20 protein-coding genes and 1 other RNA gene are annotated in these 21,605 nt (G+C 35.8%); 8 read left to right on the top strand and 13 right to left on the bottom strand.

The genetic code is table 11. From position 1 onward, the window contains the following. Nucleotides 1–60 precede the first annotated feature (60 nt). The 3 genes from ACIGAM_RS15745 to ACIGAM_RS15735 form a co-directional block, all read right to left on the bottom strand. Nucleotides 61–1,305, bottom strand: coding sequence for a site-specific integrase (locus ACIGAM_RS15745; protein ID WP_396512426.1), 1,245 nt, complete (start codon nucleotides 1,303–1,305; stop codon nucleotides 61–63). 285 nt (nucleotides 1,306–1,590) lie between these two features. Further along, nucleotides 1,591–1,992: a transfer-messenger RNA gene (ssrA, locus tag ACIGAM_RS15740) on the bottom strand. Between the two features lie 81 nt (nucleotides 1,993–2,073). Further along, a complete protein-coding gene (locus ACIGAM_RS15735) occupies nucleotides 2,074–2,895 on the bottom strand; it encodes a GIN domain-containing protein (protein WP_396512425.1) in 822 nt (273 codons plus the stop codon). Nucleotides 2,896–3,043: 148 nt separating this feature from the next. Between ACIGAM_RS15735 and ACIGAM_RS15730 the strand changes: the two genes are divergently transcribed. Continuing rightward, on the top strand, nucleotides 3,044–4,249 hold the full coding sequence (locus ACIGAM_RS15730; RefSeq protein WP_396512437.1) for an NAD(P)-dependent oxidoreductase: 1,206 nt from the start codon (nucleotides 3,044–3,046) through the stop codon (nucleotides 4,247–4,249). 119 nt (nucleotides 4,250–4,368) lie between these two features. Here the strand turns inward: ACIGAM_RS15730 and ACIGAM_RS15725 are convergent, their stop codons facing one another. The 8 genes from ACIGAM_RS15725 to ACIGAM_RS15690 all read right to left on the bottom strand — a co-directional run bounded on the left by ACIGAM_RS15725 (nucleotide 4,369) and on the right by ACIGAM_RS15690 (nucleotide 11,644). Then, nucleotides 4,369–4,779 carry a DUF2809 domain-containing protein gene (locus tag ACIGAM_RS15725; protein ID WP_396512424.1) on the bottom strand — a complete coding sequence of 137 codons (411 nt, stop codon included), beginning with the start codon at nucleotides 4,777–4,779 and terminating at the stop codon, nucleotides 4,369–4,371. Continuing rightward, nucleotides 4,776–5,438: a DUF1361 domain-containing protein gene (locus ACIGAM_RS15720; RefSeq protein ID WP_396512423.1), complete on the bottom strand. Its 663-nt coding sequence runs from the start codon at nucleotides 5,436–5,438 to the stop codon at nucleotides 4,776–4,778. Before ACIGAM_RS15720 ends, ACIGAM_RS15725 begins: the two co-directional genes overlap by 4 nt. Nucleotides 5,439–5,501: 63 nt before the next feature. Continuing rightward, the gene (creD, locus tag ACIGAM_RS15715) at nucleotides 5,502–6,878 is read right to left on the bottom strand and encodes a cell envelope integrity protein CreD (protein WP_396512422.1); all 1,377 of its coding nucleotides are present in this window, start codon (nucleotides 6,876–6,878) and stop codon (nucleotides 5,502–5,504) included. Between the two features lie 103 nt (nucleotides 6,879–6,981). Next, on the bottom strand, nucleotides 6,982–7,275 hold the full coding sequence (locus ACIGAM_RS15710) for a winged helix-turn-helix domain-containing protein (protein WP_396512421.1): 294 nt from the start codon (nucleotides 7,273–7,275) through the stop codon (nucleotides 6,982–6,984). Nucleotides 7,276–7,338: 63 nt separating this feature from the next. Then, complete coding sequence (locus tag ACIGAM_RS15705) at nucleotides 7,339–7,968, bottom strand: hypothetical protein (protein ID WP_396512420.1); 630 nt, start codon at nucleotides 7,966–7,968, stop codon at nucleotides 7,339–7,341. Between the two features lie 98 nt (nucleotides 7,969–8,066). Continuing rightward, nucleotides 8,067–8,924 carry a universal stress protein gene (locus ACIGAM_RS15700; RefSeq protein WP_396512419.1) on the bottom strand — a complete coding sequence of 286 codons (858 nt, stop codon included), beginning with the start codon at nucleotides 8,922–8,924 and terminating at the stop codon, nucleotides 8,067–8,069. Between the two features lie 2 nt (nucleotides 8,925–8,926). Further along, nucleotides 8,927–10,537: a BCCT family transporter gene (locus ACIGAM_RS15695; protein WP_396512418.1), complete on the bottom strand. Its 1,611-nt coding sequence runs from the start codon at nucleotides 10,535–10,537 to the stop codon at nucleotides 8,927–8,929. A gap of 12 nt (nucleotides 10,538–10,549) precedes the next feature. Further along, nucleotides 10,550–11,644 carry a hypothetical protein gene (locus ACIGAM_RS15690; RefSeq protein WP_396512417.1) on the bottom strand — a complete coding sequence of 365 codons (1,095 nt, stop codon included), beginning with the start codon at nucleotides 11,642–11,644 and terminating at the stop codon, nucleotides 10,550–10,552. A gap of 396 nt (nucleotides 11,645–12,040) precedes the next feature. Between ACIGAM_RS15690 and ACIGAM_RS15685 the strand changes: the two genes are divergently transcribed. After that, nucleotides 12,041–12,178: a hypothetical protein gene (locus ACIGAM_RS15685; protein ID WP_396512416.1), complete on the top strand. Its 138-nt coding sequence runs from the start codon at nucleotides 12,041–12,043 to the stop codon at nucleotides 12,176–12,178. Nucleotides 12,179–12,305: 127 nt separating this feature from the next. On the opposite strand, the gene kdsA is transcribed toward ACIGAM_RS15685, so the two are convergent. Beyond that, on the bottom strand, nucleotides 12,306–13,121 hold the full coding sequence (kdsA, locus tag ACIGAM_RS15680; protein ID WP_028376147.1) for a 3-deoxy-8-phosphooctulonate synthase: 816 nt from the start codon (nucleotides 13,119–13,121) through the stop codon (nucleotides 12,306–12,308). Between the two features lie 543 nt (nucleotides 13,122–13,664). Here kdsA and typA point away from each other — a divergent pair. The 6 genes from typA (at nucleotide 13,665) to ACIGAM_RS15650 (ending at nucleotide 20,470) form a co-directional block, all read left to right on the top strand. Then, the gene (gene typA / locus ACIGAM_RS15675) at nucleotides 13,665–15,458 is read left to right on the top strand and encodes a translational GTPase TypA (RefSeq protein WP_396512415.1); all 1,794 of its coding nucleotides are present in this window, start codon (nucleotides 13,665–13,667) and stop codon (nucleotides 15,456–15,458) included. A 129-nt stretch (nucleotides 15,459–15,587) separates the two neighbouring features. After that, complete coding sequence (locus ACIGAM_RS15670; RefSeq protein WP_396512414.1) at nucleotides 15,588–15,935, top strand: hypothetical protein; 348 nt, start codon at nucleotides 15,588–15,590, stop codon at nucleotides 15,933–15,935. Between the two features lie 147 nt (nucleotides 15,936–16,082). Further along, a complete protein-coding gene (locus ACIGAM_RS15665) occupies nucleotides 16,083–17,084 on the top strand; it encodes a GNAT family N-acetyltransferase (protein ID WP_396512413.1) in 1,002 nt (333 codons plus the stop codon). Continuing rightward, nucleotides 17,081–18,181 (top strand): DegT/DnrJ/EryC1/StrS family aminotransferase, encoded by a 1,101-nt coding sequence (locus tag ACIGAM_RS15660; protein WP_396512412.1) that lies wholly within the window; start codon nucleotides 17,081–17,083, stop codon nucleotides 18,179–18,181. Before ACIGAM_RS15665 ends, ACIGAM_RS15660 begins: the two co-directional genes overlap by 4 nt. Then, nucleotides 18,174–19,463 (top strand): O-antigen translocase, encoded by a 1,290-nt coding sequence (locus ACIGAM_RS15655; protein ID WP_396512411.1) that lies wholly within the window; start codon nucleotides 18,174–18,176, stop codon nucleotides 19,461–19,463. The genes ACIGAM_RS15660 and ACIGAM_RS15655 overlap by 8 nt, the downstream gene beginning before the upstream one ends. Further along, nucleotides 19,460–20,470, top strand: a complete 1,011-nt coding sequence (locus tag ACIGAM_RS15650; RefSeq protein WP_396512410.1) for an acyltransferase family protein — start codon at nucleotides 19,460–19,462, stop codon at nucleotides 20,468–20,470. The genes ACIGAM_RS15655 and ACIGAM_RS15650 overlap by 4 nt, the downstream gene beginning before the upstream one ends. Here ACIGAM_RS15650 and ACIGAM_RS15645 read toward each other — a convergent pair. Further along, nucleotides 20,439–21,590, bottom strand: a complete 1,152-nt coding sequence (locus ACIGAM_RS15645) for a glycosyltransferase (protein ID WP_396512409.1) — start codon at nucleotides 21,588–21,590, stop codon at nucleotides 20,439–20,441. The two genes, ACIGAM_RS15650 and ACIGAM_RS15645, sit on opposite strands and share 32 nt — an antisense overlap. Between the last annotated feature and the right edge of the window lie 15 nt (nucleotides 21,591–21,605).

Below are 21,605 nucleotides of genomic sequence, written 5' to 3'. Positions count from 1 at the left end.
ATTTATATACGACTTCTAGTGGCCAGATCAACACAAAAAAGGTTTAGAAACCGTTATGCTCTATTGAGTTTTGGATTCCTTTTTTGACTTTTGTGCAGCTAGTTTTTCTTTTAAAATATTCATGTCATCGCTAATTTTTCGATCAACAATTTTTGCATAGTGCTGTGTTGTGCGCAATGATTGATGACCTAACATTTTACTTACAGTTTCGATTGGCACGCCATTCGTAAGTGTTATGGTGGTAGCAAAAGTATGCCGTGCTAGGTGTGTAGTAAGAGGTTTGGAAATGCCACACATAATTGCGATTTCCTTTAAAAAGGCGTTGGATTTTTGATTGCTGAATACCGGTATCAAGTGATCAGACTCTTTAACCTGCAGATGATCTGCATAGCGTTGCAAAATTTGCTCAGCTACGGGTAAGAGGGGAATACTACTCCGGGTTCCGGTTTTAGTGCGGTGAATACGAATCCATTTGCTGCCATCTATGCCTATAGTAATATCAGACTTTGAAAGTTTTTCAACATCAGAATAGGCCAGCCCTGTATAGCAGGAAAAAATAAACATATCCCGCACCTGAATGAGTCTGTCAAAATGCAGTTCCTTTTCCCAGAGATCATCAACTTCATCCTGAGTGAGGAATTCGCGTTCTACAGGTTCAAATTTGACTTTGTAATTTATAAAAGGATCATGATTTATCCATTTATGGGCTAAAGCAATACGGACAATCTTTTTAAAATTGTTGACATATTTTAAGGCTGAATTGTGATTGCAGTGTCTCTTTGTTTTAAGGAAATGTTCAAATTTAGTAATGAAGTTGTGGTCAATGTCTTTAAGCCTATAATCCTCTTCCCCATATTCTTCGGTTATGAATTGTTGAACGTGATTATGACAAGTCCAATATCGCTGAGCAGAGGATGCTGAGATATCTTTTCCGATTAATTGATCTATTTTCTCATTGTGTTCTTTAAATACTTCCAGAGTCAATTTATTTTGTTGATTTTCTCCTTTTAGTTCTTTAAGTAGAGAATTGACAGAAATGTGTTTTTCGTCCTCAATAAAAGCCTGGTGTATTTGATTGAGTTTATGCCTTAAATTACTAATATGTGTATTTATCTCTACTGCCTCACGACTATTTCCCAATGCTTTTTCCTGACGTGAATTCCATTTTCTAGGGTGAACTCTTCTCGAAATACTATGTTCTTTTCGTTCGCCGTCAACAGTCAATCTAAGATATATTGGTGCTAAACCTCTTTTATTAACCTTCCTTTTAATAAGATGAAATAATGCGTAATAATTATTTTTCATGACTCCAATTTTATGTAACTCCCGAACCTTCGTGGTAGGTTGGATATGAACTTTGAAGTCAAATTAGTAAATGATTTTTTAGGGTCAAAAAACTTTAACTTTTGTAATATATTTAAAAATAGCGTGTTACGGGCTTGTCGAGACCCCCTGAGCCCAATAACGGCGCGACCTCCCCAAAGGGTCCCGTTTTTTTTACTTTTAATTGATATTAAATGATATTGAATAAAATTAAAAACCCTGTAAATCAATGATTTACAGGGTTTTTAAATGAGTTTGAAACTCAAAAAGTGGAGTCGGGCGGGTTCGAACCGCCGTGCAAACAGGCAACTCAATAGCTTTCTACGCGCTTATTTGCCAATTGTTTTTCGAATAGTACCCGGTCGGCAACTACCAAGCAATACCTTATTCTCGATTAAGTTTCACTACCACATCAAGACCCTGCGATAGCTATGTTTACTTTTTCGGTACCTCTAAGCGAAACGCCGTAAACCAAGGCTTTTCAGAGGTATCATGGTCTCATACCTTGTATGAGATTAAGTAAATCCTACTGTGATTCGGATTATGCAGCCATGGCGTAGTTATTCTCGCCGTTTAAAAAGTGTGAAACATGAGATTTACGAGCTTGTGTCCCAGCGCTCGGCGTGCTTACTACTCAATTAGACCCGCTGTCAAAACCAAATCGACCCCATTTCTAAAATATCCTCGATAATTTGAGGGCTGCAAAGATACTAAAGTTCTTCGGCATTCAAACTATCAAGGATTATTGTTTTATTTCTTTTCTATAGAGGCATCATCTTTTAAAGCTTCGGTCTTAATATCACCTTTGCCATATACCTTTACAGAAGCTTTATCCTGAGCAAATACTTTTAAGTTATCTGAAGCATACACTTCAGTAGAAGTGCGACCACTTAAAGTCACATACCCGTCTTTAGATTCAAATCGCGAACCTTTATAATTTGATTTTCCTGATGAAGTTAATTGTAACGTACTTGTTTTTCCTCTTGGCGAAAACTCTGCATTTTCATCAAGTGTAAAGGTACTTTCGGTAGTGTTATAATCCCCTTTAAGATCAGTACGATCTGTCATTTTTAAAGTGAAATTTTTAGCATTTAATCTGCAATCACCGCCGGCGTTATCCATTAAGTTGAACATAGTTTTATCGCTATTCAGTTTAAATTCAAACCTTGAAGCATCGTATGCGATTAACGTAAAATCAGGAACTTCAAGTAGCCCCGGAGACTTAAATTCGGCATCCTTCTTAAGAATAATATGTTGTGGGTTGTCTAGCTTCAAATAAACTTTCAACTCTTTAGCATTAGTAATGCGCATATTAGGTTTTATTACTAAAACGCTGTCTGTTACTTTGAAATCAATTACACTTACCAGATTGCGATCTGTAGTTAAAATGTAACTGTTGTTAGGCGATTGTGCCAATTCTAACTCAATACCTTCACCTATCTCTACCGTGTTAATACCAGATTCCAGTTTTCCGACAATAGACATTACGTCTTTATCTCCTTTAATTTTATTCTGCGCACTACACGAGGTTAAAATTGTAGTTACAGCAAGAATAAGTAGTTTGAATTTCATAATTTTTTATTTTCTCAAAAATACGCAGAATGTTAACACTTTTATCTCAACAAACTATTAAAACTTAGAAATACGAAGGTTCGCATCCCTGCTCTCAAACCCATTAAAATTGTAAATTACAGATTCAAAAATTGAATACATGACATCCATAATATTTGCATTACTTAAAGAAGGAAAAACCCCGCCAGATCACAGAGCGGTTTTATCACCTACAACGATGATACAGGCACAGGAGCGTTTTCCTAAAGCCCGGTTTGTAGTAGAATCTTCTTCTGTACGGGTTTTTCCTGATGTAGCTTATGAGAAGGCCGAGTTTGAAGTGTTGCAGGACGTGTCTTCAGCAGATGTAATGCTGGGTGTTAAAGAAGTGCGCATTGAGGATTTGATACCGAATAAAAAGTACTTTTTCTTTAGCCATACCATTAAAAAACAACCCTACAACAGAGCATTGTTACAGGCAGTTTTAGATAAAAATATTGAGCTTTACGATCACGAGACGATAACAGATGAACGCGGATTACGATTAATAGGCTTCGGAAGATATGCTGGTCTTGTAGGTGCTTATAACGGTTTTAGAGCCTACGGTAAAAAACATAAATCATTTGATTTACCACCGGCATCAACGTTGACAGATAGTAATGCTTTGCAGAGTCAATTAGCAAAAATCGAACTCCCCAAACTAAAAATAGCGCTAACAGGAACTGGGAAAGTAGCTGCTGGGTCTATGGAAATTCTGGATAAGATGGGGGTTAAAAAAGTTTCCGTTGAGGATTATTTAAGTGAAGAACATGATATGCCGGTTTATTGCCAGTTGGGTATTGAAGATTACACTAAAAAAATAGATGGTACCGCAGTGAATACTTCTGAATTCTTTAAAGATCCCTCCGGTTATGAATCTAATTTTATGCGCTTTGCGGAAGTTACACAGCTTTTTATTGCCGGACATTTTTATGGTGACGGCGCGCCCTATTTATTTACTCGCGAAGATGCAAAAGCACAAAATTTTAGTATAGAAGTGGTTGCAGATATCTCGTGTGATGTAGATGGCCCTGTAGCCTCTACACTGCGCGCTTCTACTATTGCAGATCCGTTTTATGGGTATGATGCGGTTACTGAATCTGAAGTAGCAATGGATGCAGATGGTGCAATCACGGTAATGGCAGTAGATAATTTACCTTGTGAACTTCCTAAAGATGCCAGCGAAGGTTTTGGTGAGATGTTTATTGAACACGTTCTACCAGCCTTTTTTAATGACGATGCAGATGGTATTCTACAACGCGCGCGTATGACACAAAATGGCAAACTTACTGAACGCTTTAGCTACCTACAGGATTATGTAGACGGTAAAGAATAAAACGAAAGACGAAAAACGAAGTAATTAGTATGTCCTCAATAAGTTCATTTTGAGCGTAGTCGAAAAACCTATATAGCGAACTTATAAAATCTTTGTATTGCCTACTCAATACAGATAAGCTATTTTCTCTCCTGAAGATTTTGGGAATTAGGTCGGGAAGATCGTGCATATTCAAAACCCCAAATTGTTAGAATTCCTAAAGTATACATTAGGATATCTAACCAAGAGAAATGACTGCCAAACACTAATGCTGCCCATTTCTTATATTCCGTGGGGAAAAATCGTGTGAGATTAATGATTTGAAGAAACTCTATTAAAAAGGAGAAAAGCAGGGTGATGATTAATCCGTTTTTAACGGAAATATTTATTACAGTCATTAATAGACAATATAGAAATATCACTACTAAAAAATCTCCGAGATTTGCGCGTATAAAACCAGTTTTGAGATAGGTAGCGATAGCAATTTCTACTATTAAAATAATGCTAAATCCTAACGCATACGCTAAACGTGTGTTACGGCTATATATCATAATTCACTGAGTTTTAAAAAGCGTTCACTTATAAAATAGAGCACGGTTAATAGTGTTCCAAAAATAAAGGTAAATAACCATACTTCACTATTTTCTACGGGGGATAGGACAAATTGCAGCAGTGTTTTAAAAAGAACTGTAGGATTAGCTAAAATATCCCAAGAATTAAATCGTAAAATTCTACCAAGGTATATCCCCAAAGCTGATAAATATAATACAGCTATAATACCTGTATTTAAAACAGAAAGGTTGAATTTTTTTCTGAATATCATTTTAAGTTCATAAATAGATAAAAAACCAAAATATAATCCCGTTATCGCAAAGCTTATAATGAGAATACTATCATAGTAAAACCAGGACGGATTGCTGTAAGAGAGATGTATAAGATCTGTGAGTATATACGGTGAATTAGGTAAAAATAAAAGCCAAATACCAAATGCAAGTGCGACAATAAAATTATTTTTTATTAAGGTTTTCTGCTCCTTCAACAGCCAGACAATCCCTAAGGGTATAGAAGCTAAAAAAAGATTCCATACGAGAAACAGACCAAAAAAATCACGTGTGATTTTGAGTCGGATCATTAATAATACTGCACAGCAAATCGTTGCTATACATATAAATTTGAGCTGCGTGTAATGAGTTTCTATACGTGTTTTCATAAATACAGATAGTAATCAGCCAACGGGTATGTCTTACCTGCCGGCTGATTAGTTTAAATTTAATTAAGCATTCCAATCAATTTTCCGCGAAGCGTACATAACTAGCGCAAGAATTATAAATAAGCCAATGCTGCCTACAAGCAATGCATAATTTTCAAGCTGAATTATTACATATATAAAGCTGTATAATACACTTAGTGAAGCACCTATAAATAAAGGGAACTTTACACTTTTGAGAATGCTTCTAGAATAAAGTGTGATTAGAATAACTACAGAACAACCGGAAACAAAATAGGCATTGAGGTAACTGCTGTGCTCAGAAATGGAAATGAGTAGTGTATAAAACATAACGAGTGAAATACCAATCATCAAATATTGAAACGGATGAATGCTTATTTTACTTAGGGTTTGTATTAAAAAGAAAATAAGAAAGGTGAGCCCAATAACCAGAAAACCGTACTTAGCAGTTCGTTCACTTTTCTGATATTCATCTACCGGAATCATAAAATTTACACCAAAAGCATACTCATTTAATTCAGGTAACCGGTCAAAAAATTGTTGTGAGAAAGGGCGGTTGATATCCAGCACGTTCCAGCGTGCATCAAAGCCGGTATCGGTAAGTTTGTCTTGATTATACGGTAAATAGTTACCCGTAAAATTGTTTGTTTCCCAGCTAGAAGTAATTTGAGCTTCGGTAGTTTTACCTATGGGTACAAAACGTATTTGTTCGCTTCCGTTTACTTCTAAATTAATGCTAAATGCAACTGCTTTTTCCTGCGGAAGTTGCGCAACTTCAATAGGTTTGCTTTCCATTAAATGCATATTCAACCCACTAGTCCTGGGATTTTCATGAGTATCATATTTTGAAGAAAAGGGATAATTATGTTCATTGAGTTTAATTTTCACTTCGGCGCTTACGCCTTTTAAATTAGAGGTTTTTAAAATAACGCGCGCTTTATCCCACAGGATATCTTCAGGCTGAAGCGATACGTCTGAGAAGTCTGGGATGGCAAACATACCGTTTAATAGGGTTTGCGAACTAAACACTGTGGTTTTGTAAATACTTCGGTTTTTAATTTCAGGGTTGACCGTTGAGGTTATACCTAATTTTTCAGGAAAGAAATAGGCATATTTAATTTCTTCTATAACTTCAGTTAAAATCTCTTTGGTTTGTTTATTTGTAATAGCCTTCTCGTGGTAAGTTCTATACGGGATTTTTAAAATAGGACCATAAATTAGAACTTCATCACCCCATTTATTGTTGATTTCACTTACGACTTGCTTTTGCCTAATGGCGCGTTCTTCAATGAGGTTTTGCACAAAAAATAATGGTATTAATAGAATAAGAGTAAGAAAGCCTACCATAAACATACGGGCGGTGATCGAGTTTTTTACCCAATAGATAATCTTGTTTTGCTGTTGTGGATGTTGTTCGCTCATAATAGAAATTTTAAAGTGTGATTAGTGTCTTTTGATAAATGAAACTCGTTAAAATAAAGTACTTTGAAATTCAAAGTAAATAGATAAAAAAATAGATTTGTTATTAAGGGTTGATCAGTTTTTCTAAGGCTTCGATATGCTTTGTAAATGCTTCTTTCCCTAAAGGCGTAGCAATATACCGTGTATTGGGTTTTCGGTTAATAAATGATTTTTCTACTTGTATGTAGGACTCTTTTTCAAGGGCTTTTGTATGACTGGCAATATTACCATCAGTAGCGCCTAGTAATTCTTTCAGCATATTAAAATCTGCAAAATCATTAACCATAAGAATGCTCATAATACCCAGTCTTATACGGTGGTCAAAAGCCTTATTTATATGTTGAATGATGTTTTTCAATGTATTGAATTCGTTATCTGTTTTAGCTTTAAATTCGCTTTGTGTTAACCGTAATTAAAAGATTTACCGGTCGTATTTATTGTATAAAATAGCTCCATAAATAATATGGAGAATACCAAAACCTAAGCTCCAAAAATACAATCCGTATCCTATAAATTGAGTGGCTATTAAGCTAATTAGTATATTGACTAAGCCCAAATATTTAATATCACCGATTGTAAATTTACTGGCATTTACCAGGGCAAGTCCATAAAATAAAAGTGTAGCAGGAGCAACCAGGCCGGCAATATTATACTGAATAAGTACTACACAAAATAGACCACCAGCAATAAGCGGAATCGCAAAATTTGCCAATAAGCGTTTTGAAACCGGATTCCAGATTTTCTCGTTCTGTTTTTTTGCTTTGCGTAATGTGAGTATAAAGCCGGTTACTACGGCTGCAAAAAGAACAAGAAGAGCAATACCAATTAAATTAAAGAAGAGCGTAGTATAGGTGTCATCTGAAATATACTGATTCTCTGTATAGCTCAACTCTTCAAACTTCTGAATCTGAAAGTAGGCAGCTACAGCACCTATAAGAGCATAGATGCCAGCAAGTATTCCTGAGAGTCCGCTAAGTGAAATAAATCGAGACGAACGACTCATCATGTTTTTGATGTCGCTAATATCTTTGAGATAGTTTTGTGTTTCCATACAAAAGTACTTTGAAATGCAAAGTAAGTATATATTTGGATAGTGTACAACAAAAAAAAGCTTCATTTTATAATGAAGCTTAAGTACAAGTTTAAAATCTATTTTACTATGAGTAGTGCGCTTATCAAGCTTTCATTAAAAAGCTCTTCGGTAAGCCCTCCTATGAGCAGCGAAGAAATATTACTTCCGCCTTTATCAGAAAGGATAACGAGGTTAGGTTTTCGTTTCTCTATTTCAACTAAAAACTTCTGACCTATACTCTTATCATTAGCATAAAGGAATTCGTTAGTATCTGGGGTTGCTACTCCTAATTTGCTAAAAAATTTGATTGATTTTTGTTTTAGGTGTTTCTCAATTTTTTCAATAGCCTCAGCACGTTTTATGTAGGGTGAAAACTGCATAGGGATTTGATAGATATGTATTGAAGACAATTGTGAAGAAACACGCTCTTGCAAATCATTAGCAAAAAAGAAAGATTTTCTTGAATGGCTAGAAAAATCTGTACCCACCCATACGGTATCTAAATTTAACTCTGCTGTTCTAGGTACTGTAAGTATACTGCATTTTAATAGCCTTAATAATTTTGAAGTAACAACGCCAGTACCGTCTTTAGCAGATTTATTACCTACAATAGCTAGGTCAATGCTATATTTATTAGCGATGTAATGTATCAGGGATTCTGTATTTGAATCTTCAGAAATAAGAACCTCCCAATTTACATTTGCTGTAAATATTTTTTCAATATTTTCGTTAAGTTCGTCGCCTATAAGCTGGTCAAGATTTACTTTTTGTAACTCCTCTTCAAAAAGATCTGATATCTCATATTTTTTAATGTTATGCACAAAATAGACATTTTCTGCATTCAGGCTATCTGCTAGAAAAGAGCTATATGCTATTAAATGATTGTCTAATGAAGAGAGATCTAGTGCAACCAGTATGTTTTTTGCTTTTTCCATAGTTAATCGTTTTGTTTTCTACGTGCTACAATTTCTTTTACTACATCTTCGTAATCATCCATTTGCTTTTCAGATTTTTTCTTTTCGAGTTTTTGATAGTCTTCCCGAAGGCCTTTGTACAGAGAATAGCACATTATAAGTAAAATCACAGCAAAGGGTAAACCGGTAACAATGGTAGCGGTTTGAAGTGCTTCGAGACCACCGCCTATTAGAAGTACAGCTGCTACCGTACCTTCTGTAATGGCCCAAAAGATACGTTGACCTACCGGAGCTTCAATTTTTCCGCCAGAGGTTAAACTATCTATCACAAGCGAACCAGAATCTGATGAGGTGATAAAAAAGCCGGCAATTAGAATTACAGCAACTACATTTATTACCATCGAGAGCGGGTAATCTTCAAAAAAGACAAACAATGCAGTAGCAACATCATCTTGTACTGCTGTCACAATGCTGGTGTCCCCGCCCAGAGCTTGTTGTATTGCAACACTACCGAAAGCCGACATCCAGAAAAATGTTACTAATGCCGGTACTAGTAATACACCTAAAATAAATTGACGTATGGTTCTACCTTTAGAAATACGAGCAATAAACATCCCTACAAATGGGGACCATCCTATCCACCAACCCCAGTAAAAAACCGTCCAGTCATTTTGCCATGAGGAGCCTTCAAAAGTCTCACTCCAGGTAGAAATCTGTATAAAGTTGAATAAATAGCTTCCCGTGTTTTCTACAAAAGATCTAAAAATAAATAGAGTAGGACCCAGAATTACAGCCAGCAGTAGTAATACTACAGCCACTCGCATATTCCACTCACTTAAAATCTTAACTCCTTTGTCTACACCTAAAACTACCGAAGTTGTGGCTATTAGCGTTATCCCTGCAATTAAAAGAACTTGAGTTAGCGTTCCGTCAGGAACTCCAAATACATGATTAAGACCACTTGCAATTTGCTGCACTCCAAATCCTAAAGAAGTTGCCAGACCAAATAGTGTTGCGAGTACTGCAAAAATATCTATTGCGTCACCTATTCTCCCATGTATTCTATCTCCTAAAAACGGGTAAAATATAGATCTAATAGTGAGGGGCAAACCGCGTGAATAGGTAAAATAGGATAATGCCAGGCCTACCAGTGCATAAACACCCCAGGCGTGAAAACCCCAGTGCAAAAAGGTGAAATTCATCGCTTCCTGGGCAGCAGCAACTGTATTAGGATCTGCAGTAGGTGGCGCAATTAAATGTTTTACAGGTTCTGCAACTCCAAAAAAGAGCAGACCTATACCCATACCTGCACTAAAGAGCATTGCAAACCACGACATGGTTTTAAATTCAGGTTTTGCTTTTTGACCACCTATACGCATATTACCATACTTACCTACAGCCAGATAAATAAGAAATATGAGGAATAAATTTATTGTGAGTATAAAAAACCAGTCTGCCTTTTCTGCAACTGCATGTTGTATATCACCAAATATTTTTTGTGCTTGCTCTTCAAAAACAATTGTAAGCGTAATGCTTATAATGATAAAGATAGCCGAGGTAAAAAATACCGGACCGTTGACTTCAAGACCAAATATTGATTTCTTTTCGTCACTGCGTGTAATTTTCTTTGCCATAATTTTATTCTATTAAAAGTAGTAACCAACATTTATATTAAACCGAGCTTCCCATTTTGCATCGGGATTACCTACTGCAAAATCATCTACAAAGTTTCCGCCTAGCCATGAATGATTATAACCGGCAGCATAGTCTATATAAGTATAAACACCCCCTGCAGTAACCAAAACTCCGGTTACATTTTGAAAGGAATCTGTAAATTCTTTCTCTTTCTTTTGCATATAACCAAAATCATTATACAATTCAATTTGTGAAATAGGTCCCCAGTTAACTTCAATTTTTTTAGATATAGCGGCAGTATACATAGTAAAATCACTAGCAATGGCATACGGGGTACCGTAAGCTCCCTTCATAATGGTTTTATTAGATTCACCTAATTTATTTTCTGGCGAATGAGAGACAGTTATAGCCTCTGCTTTTAAGTTCCAGTTTTTGTAATCTAGCTCATAGTGAACGGCAAGGGCATAATGACTCCCATTTTTATCTGTGTCTATATTGTACAGACTCCCATACTGCCCTGAAAAACCTAATCTTTGCGCAGCCTCATTACCAAATTTACGTACTACCTTTCCATTAAATTGATTGGTTTCTTTATTGCGGCCTACCACATCGTATGAATACCTGCTTGAGCTGTTTTCTACATCTCCTCCAAAATTTAATTCTTCAGCGTTTTTTAAAAAAGCAAACGCATATTCCCAGTCATCATCTGTATGCACGTATTTTAATCCCATATCGTGATCATCTTCGAGACCTACGTAATAGGTAATATTGAAAAACCAATTATGTGAATTGTATTGCTTGATACCAAAAGGCACATAGACTAGGCCGGCGTGCAGCTCATTTTTTTCATTAAAGCGATATCCTACCCAACCTTGCTTTAAGAAACTACCACCAAAAGCATCGGAGTAAAAGCGATATTCGGCATTTAAGAAAATATTTTTATAAGAAGCTTTTGCATTAATTCTAAACATATCATAACCCAATTCACCTCCTCTGGTTTTTTGCTCTTCCTTCCAGGAAGAATACACATAATTAAATCGTAGCGCACCGCCCAATTCAAGTTTTGGTTTTTCTTCTTCCTGACTAAAGCACCACATAGGTGTCATAAAAAAAATAAGTATTTTAAAGAAGGTTGGGGGCTTTAAAATCTGGTACATTGTTGTTGTGAATAGTGTTAATTTGGAAAACTAAGCGGAAATTTATTTAATACTGAATTTTGACTTATCAATTAATATTTATTTAAGATGCTAAGCTTAACTTTAAGAAAATATTTAGATTTAAAGTAAGATCTACAATGAATCCTGCAGAAGACTACATTCTTAAAAAGCCTGAACCGTATAGAAGTATTTTAATTGAATTACAAGTACTAATTGAGCACGCCGTGCCACAGGCAGCTTTATTGTATAAATGGCACTTGCCTTTTTATTATTTAAATGACAGGATGTTTTGCTTCCTAAATTTTCGAAAAAACCTTTGTTGAACTAAGTTTCCCTAAAGGAATAATGCTCAATGACCCTAATGAAAAACTTACAGCGGGAGAAAACCGAAAAAATTTACGTTCGCTGCGGTATCACAGCGTGGAAGATATAAATGCCGAAATCGCAATCGGATTTTTAAAGGAGATGAAAAATAAGTTGTAGTTCAGAATCATTAATTGATACTAATGAATTCGAGCCTAACGAGAGGATTAGAAGGTTAAATGCAATTAAAAAAAATCCGTGTAGAATGAATTTTCTACACGAATTTTTTACTTCTATAATTTTTTTTTTACTCGGCAACCACTTTGCGTATTGCTACCAGCTTGGTTAATAAATCTTCTAGCAAACTTAAATCAAGCATATTGGCTCCGTCACTTTTTGCATTTTTAGGGTCAAAGTGCGTTTCTATAAATAGACCATCTACACCTGCAGCAATACCGGCTTTTGCCATAGTGCCTATAAGTGCAGGACGGCCACCGGTTACGCCACTGGTTTGATTGGGTTGTTGCAAGCTGTGGGTTACATCAAGTACGGTAGGTGCATATTGACGCATAGTTGGGATGCCTCTAAAATCTACAATCATATCCTGGTAGCCAAACATGGTCCCACGATCTGTAATCCATACGTTTTCATTGCCGGTTTCTGTTACTTTAGTAACGGCGTGTTGCATAGATTCCGGACTCATAAATTGTCCTTTTTTAAGGTTGACAACTTTACCGGTTTCGGCGGCAGCCACAACAAGATCGGTTTGACGTACCAGAAACGCAGGTATTTGTAAAACATCAACATAAGCAGCAGCCATAGCGGCATCTTCATTTACGTGAATATCGGTTACGGTAGGTACGTCAAAAGTTTCAGAAACTTTGCGTAGAATTTTTAGAGCTTTCTCATCTCCAATTCCTGTAAAACTATCAAGACGGCTACGATTTGCTTTTTTAAAACTTCCCTTAAATACATAAGGAATATTCAATTTGTCAGTGATTCCAACAATTTTTTCAGCAATGCGTAATGCCATTTCTTCGCCTTCTATAGCACAAGGCCCTGCAAGTAAGAAGAAGTTATTAGAATCTGTATGTTTAATTTTAGGAATATTTGTGAGTTTCATTGTCTGGGATTTAAAGCTGTAAAGATAAGGCTTTAGAAATAGGAAAAAGTTAGAAGTTAATGGTTAAAAGTAGAAAGTAGAAAGTAGAAAGTAGAAAAGAGAAAAGAGAAAAGAGAAAAGAGAAAAGAGAAAATGAAACTTAAAACTTTAAAAATAAAGCGGTATGTCAGTTCGAGCGCAGTCGAGAACTTATTGTTGATTACAACTACCAACAATTAAGTACAAAATAAGAATAAACAGGAAATATAAATAATTACGATTTTCAATTAACTGGAAACAGCAACAGCAATAAATATAAACCCGCGGCAGGGATAGTAGCGGCATCCTTTTTTGTAACGAGAGACTTTCTACGCCCTTTGGCGTATTCCGTAAAGTTGTTAGCGAAAAAGATATAGCGAATAGCCAGGTTGCTGCTTGTGACTGATTTTCAATTTTTTAGAAGTTTTTTAATAAGCAGCAAGCCGCCCAGATTATAATTAAAAATAAGTGCTTAAAAATTCATTAATTAACCATATCTTTGCGCCCTTAAAATAAGGGCATCTTATGGAAATTAAAAACATTGCGATTATCGCTCACGTTGACCACGGTAAAACTACGTTGGTTGACAAAATCATGTACCATTGTCAATTGTTTCGTGAAAACGAAAACACGGGAGATCTTATCCTGGATAACAATGACTTAGAGCGCGAACGCGGTATTACTATTACGTCTAAGAACGTATCAGTAATGTATAAGGGTACAAAAATTAACATTATAGATACTCCTGGTCACGCCGATTTTGGTGGAGAGGTAGAGCGTGTATTAAACATGGCTGATGGTGTACTTTTATTAGTTGATGCTTTTGAAGGACCAATGCCACAAACCCGTTTTGTACTTCAAAAAGCGATAGACTTAGGTCTTAAGCCTTGTGTGGTAATTAATAAAGTAGATAAAGAAAACTGTACTCCAGAAGAAGTTCACGAGAAGGTTTTTGACTTAATGTTTGAACTGGGTGCCGAAGAATGGCAGCTAGATTTTCCTACCGTTTACGGTTCTGCTAAGAACAACTGGATGAGTGATCATTGGGAAAATCAAACCGAAAATATAGAACCACTTCTTGATATGGTTATGGAGCATATTCCTGCACCAAAAATAGAAGAAGGTACAGTACAAATGCTTATTACATCATTAGATTTCTCTTCTTTCACCGGTCGTATCGCGATAGGTCGTTTACAAAGAGGTACTCTTAAAGAAGGTATGCAAGTATCTTTAGTGAAGCGTGACGGTACCGTTAAAAAAGTAAAAATTAAAGAATTACACACTTTTGAAGGTTTAGGACGTCTAAAAGTTCCTGAAGTTCTTCCGGGTGATATTTGTGCACTCGTAGGTATTGAAGGATTTGAGATAGGGGATACTATCGCAGATTTTGAAAATCCTGAAGCTCTTAAAACAATCGCTATTGATGAGCCTACAATGAGTATGCTTTTCACTATTAACGATTCTCCTTTCTTTGGTAAAGACGGAAAATTTGTGACTTCACGTCATATTAAAGACCGTTTATGGAAAGAACTTGAGAAAAACCTTGCATTACGTGTTGAAGAAACCGGGAGTGCAGATAAATTTATGGTTTTTGGTCGTGGGGTATTACACCTTTCAGTTTTAATTGAAACAATGCGACGTGAAGGTTATGAACTACAGATAGGGCAGCCACAGGTAATCATTAAAGAAATTGATGGTGTTAAATGTGAGCCTATAGAAGAGTTAACAATAGATTTACCAGACTCAGTTTCCGGTAAAGCTGTTGAGATGGTTTCTATGCGTAAAGGTGAGATGCTAAGTATGGAGGCTAAAGGTGAGCGTATGATTTGCCAGTTTATGATCCCATCACGTGGTATCATTGGGTTACGTAACCAGTTGCTTACAGCTACTGCAGGTGAGGCTATTATGGCACACCGTTTTAAAGAATATCAGCCTTTTAAAGGTACTATTCCAGGACGTATTAGTGGTTCTCTTGTCTCTATGGAAAACGGAAATGCAATTCCATATTCTATAGATAAATTACAGGATCGTGGTAAGTTCTTCGTATCTCCAGGGGAAGATATTTATGAAGGTCAGGTAATTGGTGAGAATTCACGTCAGGATGATATGAATATCAACATTACTAAAGCTAAGAAACAGTCTAACGTACGTTCTTCTGGTGCAGATGATAAAGCGAAAATTGTACCTGCAATTAAATTCTCTCTTGAAGAAGCATTAGAATACATTCAGAAAGATGAGTATGTTGAGGTAACTCCTAACCACTTACGTTTACGTAAAGTTTGGTTAAATGAAAATGATCGTAAACGTAACAAGATTTAATCTTACGTTTTAAATTATAACAGAAAGCACTTCCTAAAGGAGGTGCTTTTTTTTTTGAATTGGTTTACAAAATGACGCAACCCTTTTTCTTATTTTGCATCTGTTTTATACAACGCTAAAACAGTTTATATGTTAATTAAATTTAAGTTTGTATTGGTTTTAATGGGGATCTTACTTGCAGGAAGCTGTTCTGATAATGATAAAGATTTCCCTACTACTACCGCAGAGTTACAGGTAAAAGTTAATGATACATTACTCATTGCATCTAGAGATACCGCACCTGTTGAAGGTGGTCGAGATGTTTCGGTAGAACCAAAACACGGTAAAGTATTTATTGATGCATTTACAATTAAATACCTGGCAGATACAGGTTACATGGGTGAAGATTTTATAGAAATTACAAATAAAGGTTCTATAGGAGATGGTAATTATTTCACTACATCTGTAGAGCAATATTCATTAAAAATTAGTGAATAGATAAAATCGCAATAAACGTTATTTTTTAAAGCACTTCTTCTAAGAAGTGCTTTTTTAGTTTAGCATATTTCCAGAATTAATCCTAAACTTTGATTGCTGTTGCTCAAATCAATTTTTTGTAATTTACCCTGTTCTAAAACCGCACGTTTGTCAACTTTTAAAATTGTAAAATATACTACAGCATACAAATCCCGTTGGGATCGTTTTGTAGCCTCGTTAAACGGAACTTACAAAGGTTCTAAAAATACTTCATTTTTATTTCAACGTGATTTTATGGATTATCATAACGACCGGTTTGAAGATTACAGTTTAATGGTTTTTGAAGGAGACCAGGTGCTTGCGGTGCTCCCTGCAAATAAAAATGGAAACACAGTTTATTCACATCAGGGTTTAACTTATGGCGGTCTCGTACTTAAAGCCGAAATTCGCCTGCAGACTGTCTTAGAGGTATTTAAACAGTTACTTCAATTTCTTTCGCAAAGCGGAATACAAATGCTTGAAATTAAAGTATTGCCGCAATTTTATCAGGAATTACCGGGGGATGAACTTGATTATTTATTATTTCTAACCAAAGCAGCACTCATAAAAACTGAAGCAGCTTCTGTAATTGATTTGCGTAATCGCATCCCACTGCACAACTCTCGTAAAGACGGAATACGAAAAGCAAAAAATAACGGTTTAGAACTCATAGAGACTAAGGATTTTACATCTTTTTGGAATACTATTCTTATCCCAAACCTGCAGTTACGACACGACACCATTCCCGTTCATAGCTTAACGGACATTAGTATGCTTGCTAAAAAATTTCCATACAATATACGACAGTATAATGTGCTTGATCGTGAAGGAAGATGCGTAGCGGGCGCTACTATTTTCGAAACGCCTACAGTAGCACACGTTCAATACATTTCGGCAAACGAAGACCGGCAGCGATTAGGAAGTTTAGATTTGCTTTTTGATTTTTTAATTTCAAAATATAGTAAAGAGAAGTATTATTTTGATTTTGGAACTTCAAACGAAGAAGCCGGTAAAAAGCTAAATGGCGGACTACAATTTTGGAAAGAAGGTTTTGGCGCTCGAACTCGTGTTCAGCGAACTTATAGCGTCGCTACAGCAAATCATTGTCTCCTTAATGATGTTGTACTATGATCCCGTTTTTAGATCTTCAGAAAGTTAATACGCCATATACAGACTCGTTTAAGAAACGCTTTGATGATTTTTTACAGGATGGTACTTTTATTTTAGGTAAAACCGTTACTCAATTTGAACTGGAATTTGCAGAATACTGTAATACTTCAGAATGCATAGGTACAGGAACTGGTTTTGATTCACTTCGGCTTATTTTTGAAGGCTTAAAGCTTCAAAAAAAACTAAATAATGGAGACAGCGTTATAGTCGCTGCTAACTCGTATATAGCTACTGTTCTTGCGATTTTACAGGCAGGGTTAAAACCTGTATTTGTGGAAGTTGAAGAGCAGTTTTTTAATATTGACTTACAGAAGATCGTTGTGGCTGGAGCATCAGTAAAAGCGGTATTGATCACGCATTTATACGGACAATTAGAAGCAGTTGAAGCAATTTCTACCTATGCAAAAAAATATAATTTGCTGTTGATTGAAGATGCAAGCCAGGCACATGGAGCACATTTAAAAGGTCAAAAAGCAGGAAGTTTTGGTGTTGCGGCGGCCTTTAGTTGCTATCCTACAAAAAACCTTGGTGCATTAGGCGATGCAGGTTTGATCACAACTTCAGATGCAACTCTGGCGGAAATTATTAAAAAACTAAGAAATTACGGAAGAAGCTCAAGTTATGAAAATGAATATGCAGGTTTTAATTCGCGTCTAGACCCGTTACAAGCTATATTTTTAAGTGAGAAGCTAAACGATTTAGATGCACAAAATACCCAGCGCAGATCAATTGCCGCGCGCTATGCTGCAGAAATTAATAATGAACATATAAAACTTCCGCTTTGGGATTTATCTGAAAATCATGTTTTTTATGTTTACGTAATTCGGGTTAAAAACAGATCACATTTTTTAATGTATTTAGAATCTTGTGAAGTTGGTTTTGCACTTCATTATCCTATACCGCCGTATAGGCAGGCGGCTTTAAAAGACTACAATTCACTCAGCTTTCCCATAACGGAAACCTTAGCAAACGAGAGTGTAAGCATCCCTTTAAATACAACACTTACCGAATCTGAAATTACAATCATAATAGCAGTTTTAAACGCGTATAATGCTTAAGTATTTACGACTGCTTATCGCACAAAATATACTGCTTAAAGTAAGTTCGTTTAATGCCATAGGTATTTTTGTGCGTGTGGTTTGCGGATTAATCACTTCAAAATTAATTGCGTTTTATCTGGGCGCTTCGGGAATGGCAATTCTTGGGGATATGCGTAACTTTTTAAGCTCGGTACAGAGCGTAAGTCAGTTGGGTATTAGCAACGGGGTCATTAAATATACTGCTGAATATAAAACAGAGAACCCTAAATTTAATCGTTTAGTAGCGACTGCTCTAAAAATAGGATTAGGATGCTCGATAGTAGTAGGTGGTATTTTAGTAGTGTTCTCTAATCCCATAAATTATTTTGTGTTTAATGGAGTACATGACTATACATCTATAATTAAAATTACAGGTTTTGTATTGCCTCTATTTACTCTTAATGCATTACTGGTAAATGTTATTAATGGGATGGGAGCTTATAAAAAAGTCATTCAAATTAATGTAGCCACTAATGTTCTGGGTGTGGTCGTGTCTGCCTTATTAATTATTTACTTCAATCTTTTTGGAGCTTTACTGGCCTTAGTGATTTCAGGAGTAATGGCTTTAGGGATAACAGGTGTTTTTCTGTTGAACAAGCGGCATTGTTTTTTGCAAATTGTAAGAGCGCGCATAGATATTGAAATCGTAAAAAAGTTAGCATCTTATGGCGGGATGACTCTTTTTTCTGCAATTGCATCTCCTTGGGTTTATATAGCGATTCGTAAACATATTATTAAAACTGACGGAATTGTAAATGCCGGTTACTGGGATGCGATGCTGCGCCTTTCTGAATATTATATGATGTTTGCCACCACATTGATGACGCTTTATTTTTTACCTAAGCTCTCTGCGGTTGCCTCAAAAAAGGAATTTAGAACAGAAGTTTTAAATTTTTATAAAACCATTTTGCCATTTTTTGGAGTTGGTTTAATTCTTATTTTTTTGTTGAAATCATACATTATAATGATTGTATTTAATGCCTCATTCTTAGAGATGCGATCTATTTTTATATGGCAACTTGCAGGAGATTTTTTCAGGGTGGCTAGCCTGGTAATTGCATATCAATTAGTAGCAAAAAATAAGTTTTGGTTATTTATTGGTACTCAAATACTTTCATGGACAATCATTTACTTATCTAGCCGGTTTTTTATAGATGCTTATGGCTTTATAGGTGCAGCAATGGGACATTTATTAAGTTATGCCTTGTATTTGCTGGTTATGGTTGGGGTATTTTACAAATCCTTATTCGGTAGATTATGATTAAATCACTGGCTTCATTGCGTTTTGTGTTTGCTTTTATGGTGTTTTTACATCATATAGGTATTTTACAAGATGCTATAGGTCACGCCTTTTTTTACAGTCTCAGCGGTTTTATACTCTCGTATGTTTATCAAGAGCGATTTGTGCAACAGCGGTTTACTACACGTGCATTTCTAAAACTTCGATTTAGTAGATTATATCCTTTGTATATTCTCACACTGCTGGTTGCAATTCCTCTTACAATAGATGCATTTGCGCTTGAGCCTACTCACGAAATTTTAAAATTGGTGAGCAGTATTTTTATGCTTCAAAGTTTTATTCCTGTAGCAGATTATTATTTTTCTTTTAACGGTTTGGCGTGGAGTATATCAGATTTATTCTTCTTTTATATGCTCTTCCCAATACTTATTAAAAGGATACCTAAGGCTTCCGCGAAAGCATTACTGGGAAGTTCTATTTTAGTTATGCTGGGTATTTTTGGCTTAATGCAAATTGTACCCGAAGCCTGGCAGCACTGGTTTTTTTATGTGAATCCGTTTTTGCGTTTAGCAGATTTTGTATTGGGAATGGTGCTCTTTCAATTATTAAAAAATGTAGTATTTAAAAAATACGAATCTAGATTCACATTTTACGAAATAGTTGCGTGTTTACTGCTTATAGGATTTTACTGGGCGGCACCATTGTTTCCTAAAGTGTTGCGGTATTCAATCTATTATTGGATTCCTATGACGGTTTTTATTGGTGTTTTTGCAGTTCAAAAAGGATATATATCACGTCTTTTAACTAATAGGGTGATGCTATTTTTAGGAGAACTCAGTTTTGGGTTTTACCTCTGGCATCAGCTAATTATACGTTATGCCTATCGTTTTGTAAATCATTACCAATTGGGAATAAATATATGGCTTTTGATAAGCCCGTGTTTTATACTAATACTTGTAGTGAGTTGGTTCTCGTATCGCTATTTTGAAATGCCACTCAAGCGGAAATTGCGTCAGCTTTGGGTTTAGCCGTTTCCCAGGCTTTAATGTATTTTTTTGCTATAGCAGTACTATCGTGATATTCTTCTATAAACTTTCGGGCATTCAAGCCTATTTCAGCGATGCGAGAAGGATTTAAAATGAGTTGCTCCAAATCATCAGCGATTTTTTCAGCGTCAGGTATAGTATGTATAGCCACACTTTTTTTAGCAAGCTTGTAGTGTTTTGTAAAAAGCTCACCGGCACCGGTAAACACTACTTTGCCTTTTGCCATCGCTTCCAGGGCATTGTAGCCTTGATCTTCGGCGTAGGTCTGATCTAAAATGATATGTGCATTATCGTATGCGTTTATATATTCGGCGTACGGAATATTAGAAACTGAAACTACCTGAATACGATTGGGATATTTATTCTGAATAATTTCAAGTGCTGCTTCAAAATAGTTGTTTCCCTTTTTATAATAATTTACCTGATTGATGCCGTGAAAAATCACAATAGGATTCGGTTTAGGAAATGGTAGCGCAACGAGTTTTTCTAAATGAATAGGATTGGGAATAAGGCCATAATAATCATCCACGTTTGTATAAGCAAGATGGTAATCAAAATCTGTACTTATAATGAGGTCCTTTAATTTAAATATGAAGTCGTGGTATTTTTTATGGCTTAAAGAAATATACTGCTCACTATACGGAAACTCAATTTCAGGATGTTGTAAGATAGGATGATGCTTCAGTTTATTAAGATTGCTCAAATAAATTAAATCATCGCCACAAGCCAAAATAATTAATTTAGGTGTAAGTTGGCGCAGCCGTTCTATAATTCTACGTTCTATAAAATAAGGAGTTTTTAAGGGGTATTCATTGATGAGCTGTATAACATCATAAGGTTTTTGATCTACCAGATAATCTAATGCTCTGTAACCAATTTCAAGCGTAGCAATATCAAATTTTGTGAGTCGGTAAAGGGCTTTTCGATAAAAGTTTAACAGCGAGTAACCGGTTATACGCTTTGCTTTTAGTTTTACGTCTGAAGGGTAATCTTTAAAAGCATCACCCGTACTCATTAAGGTCACGCTGTGACCTAAATTTTCCAGTCCGGCTTTTAGACTGTTGTGCAGATTGCTGTATTCACCTACAAGCAGAATTCTCATAATTTGCGTTACTTT

Source organism: Leeuwenhoekiella sp. NPDC079379 (assembly GCF_044542075.1).
Classification (GTDB): Bacteria; Bacteroidota; Bacteroidia; order Flavobacteriales; family Flavobacteriaceae; genus Leeuwenhoekiella.
This window is presented reverse-complemented; position numbering and strand designations above follow the sequence as displayed.

Coding starts and splice junctions, on each gene's coding strand:
- ACIGAM_RS15745 (WP_396512426.1), bottom strand. CDS start 1,305: ATGAAAAATAATTATTACGCATTATTTCATCTTATTAAAAGGAAGGTT.
- ACIGAM_RS15735 (WP_396512425.1), bottom strand. CDS start 2,895: ATGAAATTCAAACTACTTATTCTTGCTGTAACTACAATTTTAACCTCG.
- ACIGAM_RS15725 (WP_396512424.1), bottom strand. CDS start 4,779: ATGATATATAGCCGTAACACACGTTTAGCGTATGCGTTAGGATTTAGC.
- ACIGAM_RS15720 (WP_396512423.1), bottom strand. CDS start 5,438: ATGAAAACACGTATAGAAACTCATTACACGCAGCTCAAATTTATATGT.
- creD (WP_396512422.1), bottom strand. CDS start 6,878: ATGAGCGAACAACATCCACAACAGCAAAACAAGATTATCTATTGGGTA.
- ACIGAM_RS15705 (WP_396512420.1), bottom strand. CDS start 7,968: ATGGAAACACAAAACTATCTCAAAGATATTAGCGACATCAAAAACATG.
- ACIGAM_RS15700 (WP_396512419.1), bottom strand. CDS start 8,924: ATGGAAAAAGCAAAAAACATACTGGTTGCACTAGATCTCTCTTCATTA.
- ACIGAM_RS15695 (WP_396512418.1), bottom strand. CDS start 10,537: ATGGCAAAGAAAATTACACGCAGTGACGAAAAGAAATCAATATTTGGT.
- ACIGAM_RS15690 (WP_396512417.1), bottom strand. CDS start 11,644: ATGACACCTATGTGGTGCTTTAGTCAGGAAGAAGAAAAACCAAAACTT.
- ACIGAM_RS15685 (WP_396512416.1), top strand. CDS start 12,041: ATGCTCAATGACCCTAATGAAAAACTTACAGCGGGAGAAAACCGAAAA.
- kdsA (WP_028376147.1), bottom strand. CDS start 13,121: ATGAAACTCACAAATATTCCTAAAATTAAACATACAGATTCTAATAAC.
- typA (WP_396512415.1), top strand. CDS start 13,665: ATGGAAATTAAAAACATTGCGATTATCGCTCACGTTGACCACGGTAAA.
- ACIGAM_RS15670 (WP_396512414.1), top strand. CDS start 15,588: ATGTTAATTAAATTTAAGTTTGTATTGGTTTTAATGGGGATCTTACTT.
- ACIGAM_RS15660 (WP_396512412.1), top strand. CDS start 17,081: ATGATCCCGTTTTTAGATCTTCAGAAAGTTAATACGCCATATACAGAC.
- ACIGAM_RS15655 (WP_396512411.1), top strand. CDS start 18,174: ATGCTTAAGTATTTACGACTGCTTATCGCACAAAATATACTGCTTAAA.
- ACIGAM_RS15650 (WP_396512410.1), top strand. CDS start 19,460: ATGATTAAATCACTGGCTTCATTGCGTTTTGTGTTTGCTTTTATGGTG.
- ACIGAM_RS15645 (WP_396512409.1), bottom strand. CDS start 21,590: ATGAGAATTCTGCTTGTAGGTGAATACAGCAATCTGCACAACAGTCTA.